At 30.0% G+C, this 17,002-nt stretch carries 12 protein-coding genes; all 12 read left to right on the top strand.

What is annotated here, in order from left to right; translation table 11 throughout:
- The first annotated feature begins 2 nt into the window (after positions 1 to 2).
- The 12 genes from ACQY29_RS14145 (at position 3) to ACQY29_RS14090 (ending at position 16,988) form a co-directional block, all read left to right on the top strand.
- Positions 3 to 3,032 (top strand): PAS domain S-box protein, encoded by a 3,030-nt coding sequence (locus ACQY29_RS14145; protein ID WP_428225819.1) that lies wholly within the window; start codon positions 3 to 5, stop codon positions 3,030 to 3,032.
- A 130-nt stretch (positions 3,033 to 3,162) separates the two neighbouring features.
- On the top strand, positions 3,163 to 3,600 hold the full coding sequence (locus ACQY29_RS14140; RefSeq protein ID WP_428225818.1) for a response regulator: 438 nt from the start codon (positions 3,163 to 3,165) through the stop codon (positions 3,598 to 3,600).
- A gap of 11 nt (positions 3,601 to 3,611) precedes the next feature.
- Entirely contained in the window at positions 3,612 to 4,346 is a 735-nt protein-coding gene (locus ACQY29_RS14135) for a polysaccharide biosynthesis/export family protein (protein ID WP_428225817.1), read from the top strand.
- Positions 4,347 to 4,356: 10 nt separating this feature from the next.
- Positions 4,357 to 6,501: a GumC family protein gene (locus ACQY29_RS14130; RefSeq protein ID WP_428225816.1), complete on the top strand. Its 2,145-nt coding sequence runs from the start codon at positions 4,357 to 4,359 to the stop codon at positions 6,499 to 6,501.
- 29 nt (positions 6,502 to 6,530) lie between these two features.
- Positions 6,531 to 7,763 (top strand): lipopolysaccharide biosynthesis protein, encoded by a 1,233-nt coding sequence (locus ACQY29_RS14125; protein WP_428225815.1) that lies wholly within the window; start codon positions 6,531 to 6,533, stop codon positions 7,761 to 7,763.
- On the top strand, positions 7,754 to 8,869 hold the full coding sequence (locus ACQY29_RS14120; protein WP_428225814.1) for a glycosyltransferase family 4 protein: 1,116 nt from the start codon (positions 7,754 to 7,756) through the stop codon (positions 8,867 to 8,869). Before ACQY29_RS14125 ends, ACQY29_RS14120 begins: the two co-directional genes overlap by 10 nt.
- 16 nt (positions 8,870 to 8,885) lie before the next feature.
- Positions 8,886 to 10,187 carry an O-antigen ligase family protein gene (locus tag ACQY29_RS14115; RefSeq protein ID WP_428225813.1) on the top strand — a complete coding sequence of 434 codons (1,302 nt, stop codon included), beginning with the start codon at positions 8,886 to 8,888 and terminating at the stop codon, positions 10,185 to 10,187.
- Positions 10,188 to 10,299: 112 nt separating this feature from the next.
- A complete protein-coding gene (locus tag ACQY29_RS14110; RefSeq protein ID WP_428225812.1) occupies positions 10,300 to 12,678 on the top strand; it encodes a hypothetical protein in 2,379 nt (792 codons plus the stop codon).
- A 2-nt stretch (positions 12,679 to 12,680) separates the two neighbouring features.
- Positions 12,681 to 13,379: an acyltransferase gene (locus tag ACQY29_RS14105; RefSeq protein WP_428225811.1), complete on the top strand. Its 699-nt coding sequence runs from the start codon at positions 12,681 to 12,683 to the stop codon at positions 13,377 to 13,379.
- Positions 13,369 to 14,595, top strand: a complete 1,227-nt coding sequence (locus tag ACQY29_RS14100) for a glycosyltransferase family 4 protein (protein WP_428225810.1) — start codon at positions 13,369 to 13,371, stop codon at positions 14,593 to 14,595. The genes ACQY29_RS14105 and ACQY29_RS14100 overlap by 11 nt, the downstream gene beginning before the upstream one ends.
- Positions 14,592 to 15,665 carry a glycosyltransferase family 4 protein gene (locus tag ACQY29_RS14095; RefSeq protein WP_428225809.1) on the top strand — a complete coding sequence of 358 codons (1,074 nt, stop codon included), beginning with the start codon at positions 14,592 to 14,594 and terminating at the stop codon, positions 15,663 to 15,665. The genes ACQY29_RS14100 and ACQY29_RS14095 overlap by 4 nt, the downstream gene beginning before the upstream one ends.
- Positions 15,666 to 15,779: 114 nt before the next feature.
- The gene (locus ACQY29_RS14090) at positions 15,780 to 16,988 is read left to right on the top strand and encodes a DUF1972 domain-containing protein (RefSeq protein ID WP_428225808.1); all 1,209 of its coding nucleotides are present in this window, start codon (positions 15,780 to 15,782) and stop codon (positions 16,986 to 16,988) included.
- The last annotated feature ends 14 nt before the right edge of the window (positions 16,989 to 17,002 follow it).

The following is a 17,002-nucleotide window of genomic DNA, read 5'->3' as shown; positions in this document are numbered from 1 at the left end:
CTATGGAAATTCATAAATTACTTTTGAAGCAAATAAAAAAATACCTTCCTGATATTGATGTAAATCAGTCATCAATAAATGATTTTATTACTGCTGTTAATCAATCTTATTTAGGCTTTGAAAGAGATTTAGAATTAATGAATCACGCTTTTTCTGAAAGTGAAAAAGAATACAACCATATAAACAAAAGTCTTAAAGATGAATATGAATTAAAAAAACATTCCATTGCGAATCTCTATGATAGTTTAAAAACATTTGGTGCCGAATTTGAAAATTTATCGGAACATCAAGGAGAAGATGATTTGCTATTTATTACACAGTATCTAAATCAGCAAATTGAGAAAACTAAAAATACAGAAAAAGAACTCTCTACTACGGTTGAATTATTAAAGACTCTCTTGGCAAATTTTCAATCGGGTATATTAGTGGAAGACCAAAACCGAAAAATTTTATTTACCAATCAGCTTTTTTGCGATATTTTTTCGATTCCTGTGCATCCTGACCAAATGGTGGGTGTAGATTGTACAGACTCCGCAGAACAATCAAAACATTTTTTTATCAATTCAGAAGATTTTAGTCCAAGAATTGAAGAATTGTTATCCAAAAAAGAAGTTCATATTAATGAGTTGTTAGAAACCACTGATGGTCGATTTCTGGAAAGAGATTATATCCCTATTTTTATTAATAATGTTTACAAAGGACATTTATGGAAATACACAGATGTTACCCAAAGAATTAAAACACAAACATTATTGCAACAAAGTGAGGAACGAAGCAGACTCATAATGAATTCGGCCTTAAACGCTATTATAACTATCAATACAAAAGGGGATATTACTTTTTGGAATAATCAAGCGGAAGTGATTTTTGGTTGGAAAAAAGAAGAAGTAATAGGTAGAAGCCTAGCTGAAATAATAATTCCAATACGGCATAAGGAAGGGCATAAAGAAGGAATGAAAAAATTTGTAAAAACAGGCGAAGGTCCTGTTTTGAATAAACAGATTGAGCTACCAGCAATGCATAAAAATGGAAATGAATTTCCAGTAGAAATTTCTATCATTCCTATTCAACAAAATAATGAACTCATTTTTTGTTCTTTTATCCAAGATATTTCTGAACGAAAAAAAGCGGAAGAAAATTTAAAATTTCAAGAAGAAAAGTATCGAAACATTATTGCTAATATGAACTTAGGTTTGATAGAAGTTGATAATGATGAGTTAATAAAATATGTAAATCATAGTTTTTTAGAAATTTCAGGTTTTGAAGAAAATGAATTGATGGGTAAAAAACCTTCGTCTTTATTTTTATCAAAGGAAAATGTAGAGCTTATCAAATCTAAAGTAGAAGAAAGAAAAAAAGGGATGTCTGAGATATATCAAATTCCAGTCAAAAACAAAAGAGGTGATTTAAGATGGTGGGCTATAAGTGCGGCTCCTAACTATGATGATAAAGGTAATCAAATAGGTTCTATAGGAATACACCTCGATATAACCAGTCAAAAAAAATTAGAACAAGCATTAGAACAAGAGAAAATCAAGGCAGAAGAAGCATCTAAAACAAAAGAGGCTTTTCTTGCTAATATGAGTCACGAAATTAGAACACCGCTGAATGCGATTATTGGTTTTCTAAGAGAGTTGAGCAAACAAGAACTAACCGAAATACAAAAAATATATATTGAAAATAGTTCCATTGCTTCAAAGCATTTACTAGCAATTATTAATAATATTTTAGATATTTCAAAAATTGAAGCCAATGAAATGGCTCTCGAAAAAGAAGATTTTATACTACAAAAAAGCATAAAAAATGTAGTAACCGTATTGGAACCAAAAGCAGTACAAAAAGGAATACAATTAACGATTAGTTGGGATAAAAAAATAGCAAAAGTTTTAAAAGGTGATTCGTTGAGGATTGAACAAATTCTATTTAATTTAATCGGGAATGCTATAAAATTCACTTCAAAAGGTTCAATAACGGTTACTACCCAGTTAATATTTGACACGCCTATAAATCAACAAATAAACCTTACTATTTCTGATACAGGAATAGGAATGGATGAAGAGTATATTGACAATATTTTTAAGAAATTTTCCCAAGAAGATAAAAAAACAACCCGAAAATTTGGAGGAACTGGTTTAGGGATGGCTATTACTAAAGAGTTAGTTTCCTTGATGGAGGGAACGATTAAAGTAGATAGCAAAAAAGGGGGTGGAACGGCTATCGAAATTGTTTTAAATTTCCCAAAAGGGGACGAAAAGAATATTATAGAATCCTCAATAACAGAAGAGGAATCCTTACATCTTGACGGAATAAAAATTCTTTTAGTAGAGGACAATGAGCTCAATAGAATGGTTGCTCAAAATTCGTTACAGTATTATAATTGTCAAGTAACTGAAGCTGAAAATGGCTTACAAGCTATTGAATGTTTAAATAAAGAACATTTTGATATTATTTTAATGGATATTCAAATGCCAGAGCTAGATGGTATAGAAGCCGCTACAATCATAAGAAACAAACTAAAACTAAATACACCAATTGTTGCTCTTACGGCAAATGCTTTTAAATCTGAAATTGAAAAATGTTTTACTGCTGGAGTCAATGATTATATAACCAAACCGTTTGATGAAAAATTATTGATTGAGACGATTTATAAAAATTTGAAAAATGATATAACGAATGTTGCCCCAAAGGATACACAAGTTTATAATTTGAATGCTATACACAGCTTAAGCCGAGGTAATAAAGATTTTGTAATCAAAATGATTCAAATATTTATTAATCAAACCAATGAAACTATTGTAAAAATAGAAGAAGCACTCCAAATAGATAATTTTGAGGAAATAAGCCGATTAATTCATAAAATAAAACCTAGTATTGAAGGTGTTGGGGTTTTTCATCTTTTAAATGATGTCAAAGAACTTGAGAAAATTTCTAAAACTACAACAGATAAACCTGCTATCGAAAATCTTTTCTATAAAATTAAAGAGGGATTACAAATGGCAATTTCTCAGCTGCAAGAGAACGAATTGCTTTAAATCGTTGGAATAACTTTCCATTTTTTGGAAAAATTAAATAGCATCTATACTTGTAAAGCCTTGTAAACAAAGGCTTTATTTTTTTGGCTTGACTTTGGCTTTCTAATTTACAACTGTAAATGCTATAATTATGGAAGCTATAAACAAACTTAAATTCTTTATTGTTGACGACGACATTTTCTGTACAAATGTTTATAAACAATATTTACAAAATAGTCATTTTGAAGATGTGACTTGTTTTACTAATGGTTCAGATTGTCTTGAAAATCTGAATCAAAATCCAGATATTATTTTTTTAGACCATAATATGGATGATATGACAGGATTTGAGGTTTTGAAAAAAATTAAACGATACAATCCTGACATATACATTGTGATGATTTCGGCTCAAGAAAGTATAAATACTGCTGTAGATGCGCTAAAATATGGAGCTTTTGATTATATGGTAAAAGATGCGACTGTTTGTGAAAAAATGCAAAAAGTTATCGAACGTATCTTAAAAATTAAAGAGGAAATTAGAAGGTCAAATCCTTCAACTATCCAACGTATTCTTTCAATTTTCCTTTAAATTATTATGCTATGGCTATCAAATTAATTTTTAAAACAGCAATTATACTGAGCATATTTTGTTCGTGTAAAACTCAAAATATATTAGAATCTAAAGTAGAAATTAATAATAAAGAGGCATTTCAGTACAATGCAAATTATCAATACACCATTAGAAAGGATGATAAAATTTCTATTTCAGTTTCTGGAGAAGATGCAATGAGTGTTGGTTCTGTTTATGGAATTTACAATTCTAACGAAGTGTATGGAAAATGGCTCTTAGTAGATGCTGATGGCAATATTGAAATTCCAAAAATAGGAACAACAAATGTGTTAGGAAAAACTATTCCTGAATTTAAAACCTACTTGAAAGAAAAATTAAAAAAATGGATTATTGAACCTGTTGTAGATGTAAAAGTATTAAACAAAGAGATAACTATTTTAGGAGAAGTTCGTAACCCTAATGCTATTCAAGTAGATAAAGACCGAAATACGTTATTAGAAATGGTAAGCAAAGCTGGTGGTTTTGAATTTTACGCTAACCTAAAAGCTGTAAAAATCTTAAGACAACAAGGCGAAAATGTTTTAGTTACCAATATTGACCTTTCAAAAGAGACTAATATTTTAAATCAGAACATTCAATTATATCCTGGTGATATAGTAGTTGTTCCATCAAAAAAATACAAAGAATTTGATAAAAGGGTTTCCACTATAATTCCATTTACTACAACTATAACAGCAGCTGCTATATTGTTAGGAGCGTTTTAAAAACTAGATTATGAACGAGAATATCAGAATATTACGCCCATTTTTTAGAGGATTACCTATAGTTATTGCAAGTGTAATTATAGCAGTATTAATCGCTAAAAAATATTTAAATTATGTTACGCCTATGTATGAAAGTACGGCTAAACTTAAATTAGCTGATATTCAAGAAGGTGTTCCTAGTGCTAATTTATTTAAAGATTTAGATGTTTTTGCTTCAGCAAATAAAATTGCTACTGAAATTGAAGTATTAAAATCTAAAAATTTAATCCAAAAATCCGTTTCCGATTTATCCTTTTCAGTAGAAATTTATAGAAAGGGTGATTTTGTAGATACCGAGTTATATGATAATTCGCCTATTCTTATTCAGGCTTTTTTTACTTCTCCAAAGGCATTTGACAAGCGTTATCAGGTACAAGTAATCAATGATAAAAGTTTTCTTTTTTCGAACCCAGGTTCAACACAACATATAAAAGGAGAATTTGGAAAGGTTTTAACTATAGAATTTGGAAAGGTTTTAATCACAAAAAATGAGTCTTTTTTGAAAAGTAAAAAAAACGCTCAATTAATTGATAATTATGAATTTGAATGTTTAAGTGAAGAAAAATTACTAGAAAAAATTACCAAAAATTTAGATATAGTATCTGTAGATAAAGATGTTCCAGTAATCCGAATTAATTTAAAAAGCAACGTTCCTGAAAAAGCGGCTTTGTTTGTAAATAAATTGGCCGAAAACTATATTCAGGATTATATCGAAAACAAATACAAAGCGGCTAATATTACGGTAGATTTCTTGAAAAATGAAATTCAAGGAGCTAACAAGAAATTAGTAAATTCAGAAAAAGATATTCAAAATTACAGAGATACTAAAAATATCATCAACATCCGACAAGAAACGGAAACGGATTTAAGAAAAATTTCTCAGCTTAAAATTCAACAAACCAACATAAAAATGAATCTTGATGCTATCAAAGATTTGAATAAATATATAGCCCAAGGTAAAAACAACTACTTAGATTTAGCGGTAAATTTTGAAGCATTTACAGATTTACTTTCTACCGAAATGGTAAAAAACATTAAAAAATTGCAAGCCGAAAAAAAAGACCTCTTACTGACTTATACGCTCGAAAATGAAAAAGTGCAAGTGGTTGATGCTAAACTGAAAGATTTAATTGATTATCAAATTGAAAGTATAAAAAACACAGAAAAGAATTTACAAATAAAATACGATGAATTGTCTAGTGATATAAATGAAGCTGAAAAGGTTTTTATAGGCTTACCAGAAAAAGAAAAAATATTAACCACACTAAATCGTGAATTTAATTTATATGAGAAAAATTACAATTTTTTGAACGAAAAACGAATCGAGGCAGAGATAGCAAAATCGGCAAAAATTGCATTTCATAAAATTATTTCGCCTGCGGAAATTTCAAAAACACCAGTTTCACCTATTCGCTCCATCATTATCATTATTGCTGCTTTTCTAGGCTTTTTAGGTTCTGTATTGCTTATTTATGTAGTGCATTTTATAAAAGCTAAAGTAAATGATGTATTTACAATTGAAAAAAACAGTACGATTCCTGTTGTACTTACAACTCCTTTTTTAAAAGATAATATTGAGAATGTTTTTTTAAAAGATTGTATTCAATTAGAGTTAAAAGGAGTAATTGCAGACAAAAATATTATTTCTATCACCTCTTTTGACCAAGCAAAGGACCATTTGTTTCATAGTTATAATTTTTATAATGCGTTAAAAGTACAAGGGAAAAAGATTTTAGTGATGGATGCAACTGGACAATTAGAAGGTAATGTTGACCCTGCGGATTATCTTAATTTTTCAGAAGCAAAGTATATGCGTTTTACGAAATCGCATTTTACGGATGAGATTAAAACAAGAATGGAAGCAGTTGACCTTTGTATAGTGCATAACCAAGCAATTCAAGATGACAAATTGGCTTTGCTTTTTATGAGCATCGCAAATCAAAATTTATTCGTCTTAGATAGTCGTAAAACTTCTGAAAAAACAGTGATTAAAATAGAAGCACTACGAGATGAATTTCATTTGCCTAATTTGTGGTTTATACTCAATAAGGATGGATACAATCCAAGTCTTATATATGAACTCAAAAAAACAATCAACCGCTTTAGAAATAAATAACACACAAGTGATAATTAAATTTTGCAGATATGAAAAATTACACCAACATATTTCTTTCTTCAGCTGTAATGGTGCTATTTGACCAAGTGCTTTTTAGTGGTGCTAATTTTTTGATAACCATTTTTTTAGCAAAAACGTTACATCCTGAAAATTTCGGACTTTTTTCAAGTATTGTCATCGTTACGTTTTTAGCATTAAGTGTTAGTAACGCATTAATTATTCAACCTTTTCAAGTATCCTATTCAAAAACGGAAGCTAAGCACCAATACCTCTCTTTTTTGTTAATCGGTCAATTAGTTTTATTGTTTCTGATTAGCTTAATCATTGTTATAGGGTGTTTGGTTATGAATTCAATAGAAAATATACGTGCAAATATGTTTTTCATAATTTTATTTATTGCAGGTTATCTCTTTCAGGATTTTTATCGAAAACTGTTATTGGGATTAGAAAAAATTAAACTTGTCATTTGGGTAGATGTTTTATTTATACTATTAGTCTCTATAGGATTTTTCTATTTTCAAAATGCAATGAATTTGAAACTTTCATTAGGGATTTTAGGTATTGCAAATATGCTTTCTACGCTACCAGCTATCTTTTTTAGTTTTAAAGAATTTCAGTTTCCAACTTACTCTAACAACTGGTTTAAAATGCATTGTAAACAAGGACAATGGTTAATAAGTGTAGCATTTTTACAATGGAGCGCATCTAACTTATTTGTTTTACTCTCAGGAATTTATTTAGGCGTTCAAGCTTTAGGCGCATTTAGATTAGTACAATCTATTTTCGGGATTATTAATATAATGCTCCAAACTGTTGAAAATTACTTTATTCCTAAAATTTCAAAATTATGGAATCAAAATAGTATTCAGGCTAAAAAGTACTTATTACAATTGAGTTTTACAGGATTTCTATTCTTTGGTTTATTATTAGCCTTCTTATTCTTCAATTCTAAAAGCATAATAGTTTTATTTGGTGGAGCTCAATATGAAAATTATCATTTTGTGATAAAAATGATGACCATTCTTTATGTTTTTATTTTTTTAAGCTATCCTATTCGTATTGCAGTTAGAGTACAAGTGTTAAATAAAATTTTCTTTATAGGTTATGCCTTGTCTTTTATAAGTTCTATAATCACATTCCATTATTTATTACAGCATTTTGCTTTAAAAGGAGCTATCATCGGATTGGTGATTAATCAAATTATAATGATAGGTTATTGGTATTTCGAATTAAATAGAAAAAAATTAGCGTTATGGAAATAATACATCTCATATTAGGAAAAGCTAACCCAGAACGTATGAACGGGGTAAATAAAGTAGTTTTTGGAATGGCATCACATCAAGAATCCTTTGGTGAAAAAGTGATGGTTTGGGGGATTACAAAAGACAAAGAGAAAAATTATCCCGACCGCAATTTTGAGACGCGTCTTTTTTTGAAAAGTAAAAACCCATTTGGTATTTCAACCGAATTAAAAAATGCGATACTTGAGAAAAAAGATAAGGCTATTTTTCATTTTCACGGCGGTTGGATTCCAGTGTACTATACACTTTCAAAGTTCCTAAACAAGCATAGCATTCCTTTTGTTGTAACGCCACACGGCGCTTATAATGCTATTGCAATGAAAAAAAGTCAATGGCTCAAAAAAATATATTATTCCTTTTTTGAAAAAAATATGCTTAGAAAAGCAAGTAAAATACATTGTTTAGGACAAAGCGAATTAGATAATACTGCCACACTTTTTGAAAGTGACAAGGCTATACTTATTCCTTATGGCTACGAAAGTAATTTGAAAAATATCGCTTGTGAAAGTAAAGATGAAAGTCAATTTATTTTTGGTTTTATTGGACGACTTGATATTTATACAAAAGGATTAGATAAACTTATAGATGGTTTTCAGAATTTTTTTGATACACATCCTAATGCTAGACTTTGGATGATAGGGGATAGCGATGAAAAAGAAGTTTTAAAAAAAATGATTGAAGAAAGAAATCTGACCAATAAAGTCGTTTTTTTCGGAAGTAAATTCGGAAAGCAAAAAGAAACACTCTTAAAAAATATTGATGTTTTTGTTCATCCTTCTCGAAATGAAGGCTTGCCCGCATCTGTTATAGAAGCGGCTAGTTTTGGAAAACCTTGTTTAGTAAGTAAGGCAACTAATATAGGAGAAATGATTCAAGAATATAATGCTGGTAAAATGATTGATGAAGTGGCATCCAATACAATTGCAACTGCTATGGAAGAGCTTTATATGTTGTCTCTCCAAAAGGAAGATTTCAAAAAAATGGGACATAATGCCATTAAAATGATTAAAGAGAACTTTAATTGGAACAAAATCATTCACGATTATAAAACCCAATTGTATCAATAATAAAAAATTAAACAATATGGATAATTTACAACATACTCCCTTTTTGAAAAAAACAAATCAATATTTGTTTGTTATACTATTACTTATGGTGGCTTGCTTTTTTACTTGGAGTGAAAATGTAACCATAACACGAGGCATAAAAGTTGTAGGCAGAATGGGAGTAATGTTGTTATCTATTGTATTGTACTTCAAAATAATGCGATATGGCGCTGCAAACACCATTAGTTATAAAAACATCTTTTCTCCTTTGTTTTATTTAGGCTATCTTTTTTTAGGCTTACTTTCTTTTATGTGGAGTACAAATCCAGGGTTTAGTGCTTTACAATGGTTTATGACTTTTCAAAGTTTAGTTTTTGCCTATTTTTTTATTAAAAGCTTAAAATTACTAGATGTGTATTTTCAAGGTCATACGATACGTCTTTATAATTTATTAGGGAATACCGTTTCTGTCTTACAACTTATTTTTGTGATTGGGATGTGGGTTAATCCAGATACTTTTTTTAGGTTGACTAATGGAGGAGAAGAAGCAAGATTAGGAGGTATTATAATGAACCCAAACGAATTAGGTATGTTAGGTGGTGTAGGTATTGCTTGTTTGATTTTCGATTTGTATCGCTTTAAAAATAAAATCTTTACCATAATAAAAATTATAATCATTTTTTATGCGTTGTTTATGACTGGTTCGCGGTCTTCACTAATTGGAGTCCTGCTAATTATTTTTTTTCATATTAATCAGACGAAACAACAAGGGCTAAAATTCGGAATTATAGGGGTCGTTTTATTAGTAATGCCATTTGCGGTAAATCAGGTTATTTTAAAAGGTGGAGATAAAGAACGTCTAGAAGAAATATTAACCTTAACAGGAAGATTGCCTTTTTGGCAAGCTTTAGTAACAGAAGGTTTACCAAGAGAACCACTACTTGGATTTGGATTTATGAGAATAGATTACAAAGAGTATTTTCAAAGCACACATACATATCCTGGAAAAATGACACACAATACTTTTATGCAGGTATTGATGAACTTAGGATTTATAGGCTTCGGTATTGTCTTGTTTCAAGTTTTTTTTACCATAAGAGCGTTTTTTAATGAAGATAAAGAAAAAAAATTAATGCTCATTGGAATTCTCATTCCTATACTGATTAATTCCTTTACGGAATTTGGAATATTTGGCGAAAGCAACTACGGAATTTTATTTTATCAAATGTTGATTTTTTCTGTTTCATTTAAAAATAATCCAAGATTTACAACTTTTCAGAAAATATATTTAAGAAAAAGAAGACCTGATTTAATTCCTAATAATTTCCAAAAACAATAATAATTCCATTTTTTGGAATAATTACACTTGAGTAAAATCTGAAAAGTCTTGATTTACAAGGCTTTTTTTATTTGGCATAAATGTTTCTGTACTAAAATTAAAAAATTTAGCTATGGAGAATATTTTTACAAACTTAGGATACACTGTTGCAAAAAACAGAACTAGTACAAATGATACACTAGTAAAAATGCTAGTTATTCATAATACCGATGGTACTCCAAGATGGATTTGGAATGCAAAATGCAGTACACCGCTTTTTCTGAAATTTTACAATGCAGGTTCATTTAGAGCAAAACTTTTTACAGTATTGATTAAAATGATTTTTGTTTTAAAACTGCAAAATATACTTTTTAAAAAGATGAAATTGTATTTCCCTAAAAGTGAAAATTCAATTTTTGATTGTAATGAGGATTGGGCAGTTTTTACTGGAACAGTTGGACCTAATAACAAAGCGATTTTATACACTAATCAGTCTTTTTATAAAATTGCAACTACAACTACTGCGCAAAGTCTTATTCAGAATGAAAATCAAACCATACAAAAATTGGCATCTATTCAAGAAGCTTTCATCGTGCCTGAAAGTAAAAGTATGACAGCATCTGTAATTCAACTATCAGATATTTCTGAAAGTGACTTAAGACCTAATACTATATCGAATGCTCATTTTATTGCTTTAAATGCAATGTGTGCGATAGAAAAAAGAACTATAAGCGTAAAAAATTGGAATGCATTTCAACAATTGAAAAATGATTTCGACCAAATAAAAGATGACCGAATTCCAACAAATTTACTTCGAAAAATAAATTTATTGCTTTCAAAAATTGAAGAGAATGAAGTTGTTGAAACCACTTTTGCGCACGGAGATTTTACACAATGGAATATGTATTTGAATAATGATAAATTATGCGTGTACGATTGGGAATTAGCTAGTACTGACAAACCAAAAGGCTTCGATTTTTTTCATTACATCATTCAAAAAGGAATATTAGTGGATAGAAACAATTGGAACGAAATATACCATAGTTTAAACGAGCAATTTTTAAATGACTCCAATGAATTATTTCATAAAATTTCTGATGACGATTTCAAAAAATATCTAAAATGGTATCTGTTAATTTGTACAATGCAGTATGTGGTTGTATATGCACAACAACCTAAATGGCATATGCAAGTAGATTGGTTATTACAAACTTGGAATGACGGATTGAATATCTTTTTATCAGGAGAAAAAACGTCAAGAGAATTAATCATTATGGATATGTTTGATTGTTTACACAATACATCCTATGCCACATTAAAATTTACTAATGGTTTACCAGAAAATTTATCTGAATTATCAGATATCGATATGATTATTCATAAAAGTGTAAATAAAAAATTAATGGCATTTCTTAAAAATCATTCGCTAATTTCTAAAGTGACTTTTTCGCCAAAAACTTTTATGAATGCCATACAAGTGGTTACAAATGAAGGTGACTTTTTAGCTATAGATGCTATTTGGCAGTTAAAAGTTAGAAATCTAACTATTCTAAATGCTCAAAATGTACTTAAAAATAGTTTTAGAAATTCTTATGGCGTAAAAACAACTTCTGTTATAGACACTACCCGCTATGTGGCATTGTTCTATATTTTGAATGGTGCAAAAATTCCAAAAAAATATTTAGTATATGAAGAGGTGTTTTCGGTTTCAGAAATAAAATTAGATACTATTATACAAGATTATTTTATTGATGAAAACAGAAATAAAAAAACACTACTCCAATTCATCAAAACAAGAAAATGTAATAGAAAAATACATTTTATTAAAAACAACATATCTTATGTAATTGATGTTTTTAGAAGTTTTTTTCAAAATACAGGTTTTACCATAACCTTTAGTGGTGTAGATGGTGCAGGCAAATCTACAATCATTGAAAACATTAGCTATCAAATTGAAAAACAACTTCGCAAACCAGTAATAGTTTTACGCCACAGACCTTCTATCCTTCCTATACTTAGTGTTTGGACAAAAGGAAAAGAAAAAGCACATCAAGATGTGATTTCAAGCCTTCCTAGACAAGGGAATAACAAGAATTTCCTGTCTTCATTTGTTCGATTTGCCTATTATTATACGGATTATGTTGTGGGGCAATTCATAATTTATTGCAAATATATTTTGAGAGGCTATGTGGTAATTTATGACAGATATTATTTTGACTTCATAAACGATGGCAAACGAAGCAATATTGTATTACCTAAATGGATTACGCAATTTGGATACTACTTTTTATTGAAGCCAAAATATAACTTTTTCCTTTTTGCAGATGCTGAAACCATTTTAGCTCGCAAACAAGAATTAAGCAAAGCTACAATTGAAAAATTGAACACTGATTATCGCACTTTATTTTCAAAACTTCAATCAAAGAGTCATCAAACAACTTATAAGGCTGTAAAAAGTGAAACCATAGAAACTACGCTTCATACTATTTTAACCACTATAAAATCAAATTAGCTATGAAGTCTATAATTCAAAAAATAATCAGATTAAGAAATCCAAACTTTCAGTTTGATGCCAACTTAAATTCGTTTGCACTGTTGCAATTTATTTGGATACAAGGATTAAGCATTTTTAGAGGATTAAAAGTGTTGTTGTTTTTCAAAAATCCAAAAGGCATTATGCTTGGAAAAGGCGTAACATTCTTCAACAGTCCGAAAATTAAATGGGGCAAATTTTTAAGATTAGGAAATTATGTGTATGTGAGTGCTTTAGGTCGTAATGGTGTTGCCTTTGGAAATAATGTTTCTATAGGAGCTTATAGTCGAATCATTGTTTCAACCTCCTTAAATGAAATTGGCGATTCCATTGTTTTTGGTAACAATGTAGGTATAGGTGAGTTTGCGTATTTAGGTGGCGCTGGCGGATTAACCATAGGCGATGATTGCATTGTAGGACAATATCTTAGCTGTCATCCAGAAAATCACAATTGTAATGATTTAACCCAGCTCATAAGACATCAAGGAGTGAGTAGAAAAGGGATATTGATAGGTGCCAATTGTTGGATAGGTAGTAAAGTAACCATTTTAGATGGGGTAAATATAGGTTCTGGATGTGTCATAGCTGCGGGAAGTGTGGTTACTAAATCCTTTCCAGAAAATTCAATTATAGGCGGAGTGCCCGCTAAACTTTTAAAATCAAGAAAAGATGCAAACTAAAACTATTTTAGCTAGTTGTTATGCTGTAAATCCCTATAAAGGTTCTGAAGACGGAATGGGATGGAATTTTGTATATCAAATTGCAAAATTTAATAAAGTTATTGCAATTACGAGAGTGAACAATCAGCCAGCAATTGAGAAATACCTGTCTGAAAATCAAGATGAGGTACACCAAAACATTCAATTTTTATACTACGATTTGCCTTATTGGATGCGTTTCTGGAAAAAAGGGAATCGAGGCGCAATGCTTTATTATTTGTTATGGCAATACGGAATTGTGAATTTTATTAAAAAGCAAAATTTAGCATTTGATATTGTACACAATGTAAATTTTCATAATGATTGGACGCCTAGTTTCTTGTGGAAGTTAAAAAAACCTTTGATATGGGGACCTGTAGGACATCATCCGCTCATACCTAAGCAATATTTGAAATTATATTCTAATAAATATTGGTGGATGGACCGACTTACTTGGCTTGTTAAAAATTTGTTTTGGAAATTTTCTTTTGCACTACAAAAAACAAAAACACAAGCTAATCATATCTGGTGTATGAACTCAAGTGTGCCATCAGTTTTAAATGTAAATGAAAGCAAGTACAGTCTATTTCCATCTGTAGCTACAGCCGATTACTTTTCAGGTTCAATCGCTCAAAAACAGAAATTTACAGTGATTAGTGTAGGACGTTTTGTCCCTTTGAAAGGATTTGATTTAACCATTTTATCATTCATCCAATTTCTAGAAAATCTAACTCCCGAAGAAAAAAGCAATTGTAAGTTACTACTCGTAGGAAGTGGTCCTGAAAAAGAATTGTACAAAAAAATTATTTCAGAACATCAAGCAGAATCTTTTATTGAAATTATAGAGTGGATTGACAGAGTAGAGTTGATGAAAAAATATGAGGAATCTTCGGTTTTTCTTTTCCCATCACACGAAGGAGCAGGAATGGTCGTTCCAGAGGCACTTTCTTTCGGGTTACCTGTAATATGTTTAGACAATGAAGGACCAGGAGAATTTATTACTTCAAAATGTGGTTTCGCAATACCTAAATTAGGTTACAATAATACTGTTACAGAGTTAAAAAAAGCATTAGAAAAACTTTTCTATAATAAAGCATTACGATTAGAAATGCAAAAAGAAGCAAGAGAACTTTATCTTGAAAAATTTACTTGGGATAGTAGAGGAAGAAAGTTAAATGAAATATACAGTCAGTTATGAGAATTATTGCAGTACATCTATTAAATGATTATAGCGGAAGTCCTAAAGTCTTAATGCAGCTATTAAAATGTTGGACAAAAAATAATTTAAAAACAATCCTCTATACTTGTGGAGGAAGAGAAGGTTTTTTATCAAACATCTCTGGAGTAGAAACACATAACTATTGGTATCAATTTGCTAACAACAAAATACTTCGTTTACTATTCTTATTGACAAGCCAATTTGTTTTATGCATCAAACTTTTATTCCAATTAAAAAAATCGGATATACTTTATATTAATACGGTACTCCCTTTTGGAGCTGGAATTGCAGGGAAAATGGTTGGTTGTAACGTAATTTATCACATTCACGAAACATCTATCAAGCCAATTTTGTTGAAAAATATCCTTTTTTTTATAGTTAAAAAAACAGCAAATGAAGTAATCTATGTTTCTCATTTTTTAGCCAATCAAGAAAATATTAATATAAAAAAGCGTGTGCTTTACAATGTGTTAGAAAATGATTTTCAGAAACAAGCTCATTCAAATTATAACCCTTCAAAAACTACAAAAAATGTACTAATGATTTGTTCGCTAAAAGAATACAAAGGAGTGAATGAATTTGTAGAATTGTCAAAAATGAATACCGAATATACATTCAAATTAGTGGTTAATGCTAATCAAAATGAAATTGATAATTATTTTAAAAACACAATAGTACCTGCTAATCTGTTTATATATCCTACACAAACTAATACCCATCCCTTTTATCAAGATGCCAGCTTGATATTGAATTTATCAGATACAAACAGATGGGTGGAAACCTTTGGATTAACCATTCTTGAAGGTATGGCCTATGGTTTGCCTGCTATTGTTCCGCCAGTAGGTGGCGTAATTGAGTTGGTAGAAAATGATGTAAACGGCTATTGTATTGATAGTAAAAAAACTGATTTTATTTCTAAAGCAATCCAAAACTTATTTTCTAACAAAACCCTTTACCAAGAAATGAGTAAAAAAGCCTATCAAAAAAGTTTCTTTTTTAGTGAATCGAACTTTGAAAAAGAAGCGATTTCGATAGTACAAAATTGGTAATACTTTCCAAAATATGGAATTTTAATAGCTTGTTAATCTGTGAAAACCCTTTGTTTACAAGGGTTTTAAAATTAAGTACAGTTTTTGGTTATACTAAATTAAAAAGGATGTACAATGAAAACTAAAAAAATTGCAATCATAGGAACAGTAGGCTTGCCAGCAAAATATGGCGGATTTGAAACGCTTACATCACATTTAGTTAAACAACTTTCTTCTACATACGATTTTACGGTTTATTGTTCAGGAAAGAAATATAAAAAAGAAGAAAGGCTTTCTTCTTTTGAAGGTGCAAAACTAGAATATATCAATTTAGAAGCTAACGGAATTCAAAGTATTCCGTACGATACTTTGTCGATATTGAAAGCTATTCGAAACAACGATATATTGTTAGTTCTTGGCGTAGCTGGAGCGTGGATATTCCCTTTAATTCGTTTGTTTACCAATAAAAAAATAATAGTTTCTATAGATGGTATCGAATGGAAAAGAGACAAATGGTCGTTACCAGCAAAATTGTATTTGTGGTGGGCAGAAAAAATCGCGGTAAAATTTTCCCACATTGATATATCAGACAATGAATCGATACAAGATTACACCGCTATGCGTTACAAAACCTTGAGTCGTGTGGTTGAATATGGTGCGAATCATACCGTAAGTGTTTCGCCAAATGAAAAAGATTTTGAAAAATACCCTTTTCTACAAAATGAATATGCCGTAAAAGTTTGCAGAATTGAACCCGAAAATAATGTGCATTTGGTTTTAGAAGCTTTTAAAAAACATACATCAAAAACCTTGGTTATTGTGGGCAATTGGGAAAATAGCCCTTACGGTAAAAAACTGAGAGAAACCTACAATTCTTGTGCAAACATTTATTTATTAGACCCCATTTATAACCAACGTGAAATTGACCTTATTAGAGGAAATGCGCATTTGTATATTCACGGACATTCTGCCGGAGGTACTAACCCTTCACTAGTAGAAGCGATGTATTTAGGATTGCCTGTTATTTCATACAATGTTTCTTACAATAAAACCACAACAGAAGGCAAAGCCATCTATTTCGATACAACTGAAGATTTAGTAGCCATTTTAGAAAAGATGAATCCAGAAGTTGCGCATCAACTTAAACTTACGATGAAATCGATTGCAAATAGACGTTACACTTGGGAACTGATTGCAAAAAAATACGAACAATTATTTGAAGAAGCAATGACTGTAAATTCTAAAAAAAGAATTTTTTCAGACCTGCAAACAAGAACCACTTTGCTAGAAGAATACAAAATTGCGCATTTATCAAACAGTCACGTTTTCTATGAAAAAAGTTAAAATTTCGACACCGT

Origin of the sequence: Flavobacterium sp., from assembly GCF_965262375.1 — a bacterium.
Classification (GTDB): Bacteria; Bacteroidota; Bacteroidia; order Flavobacteriales; family Flavobacteriaceae; genus Flavobacterium.
The sequence above is the reverse complement of the archived record's forward strand: the minus strand, read 5'-3'. Positions and strand labels throughout refer to the sequence as shown.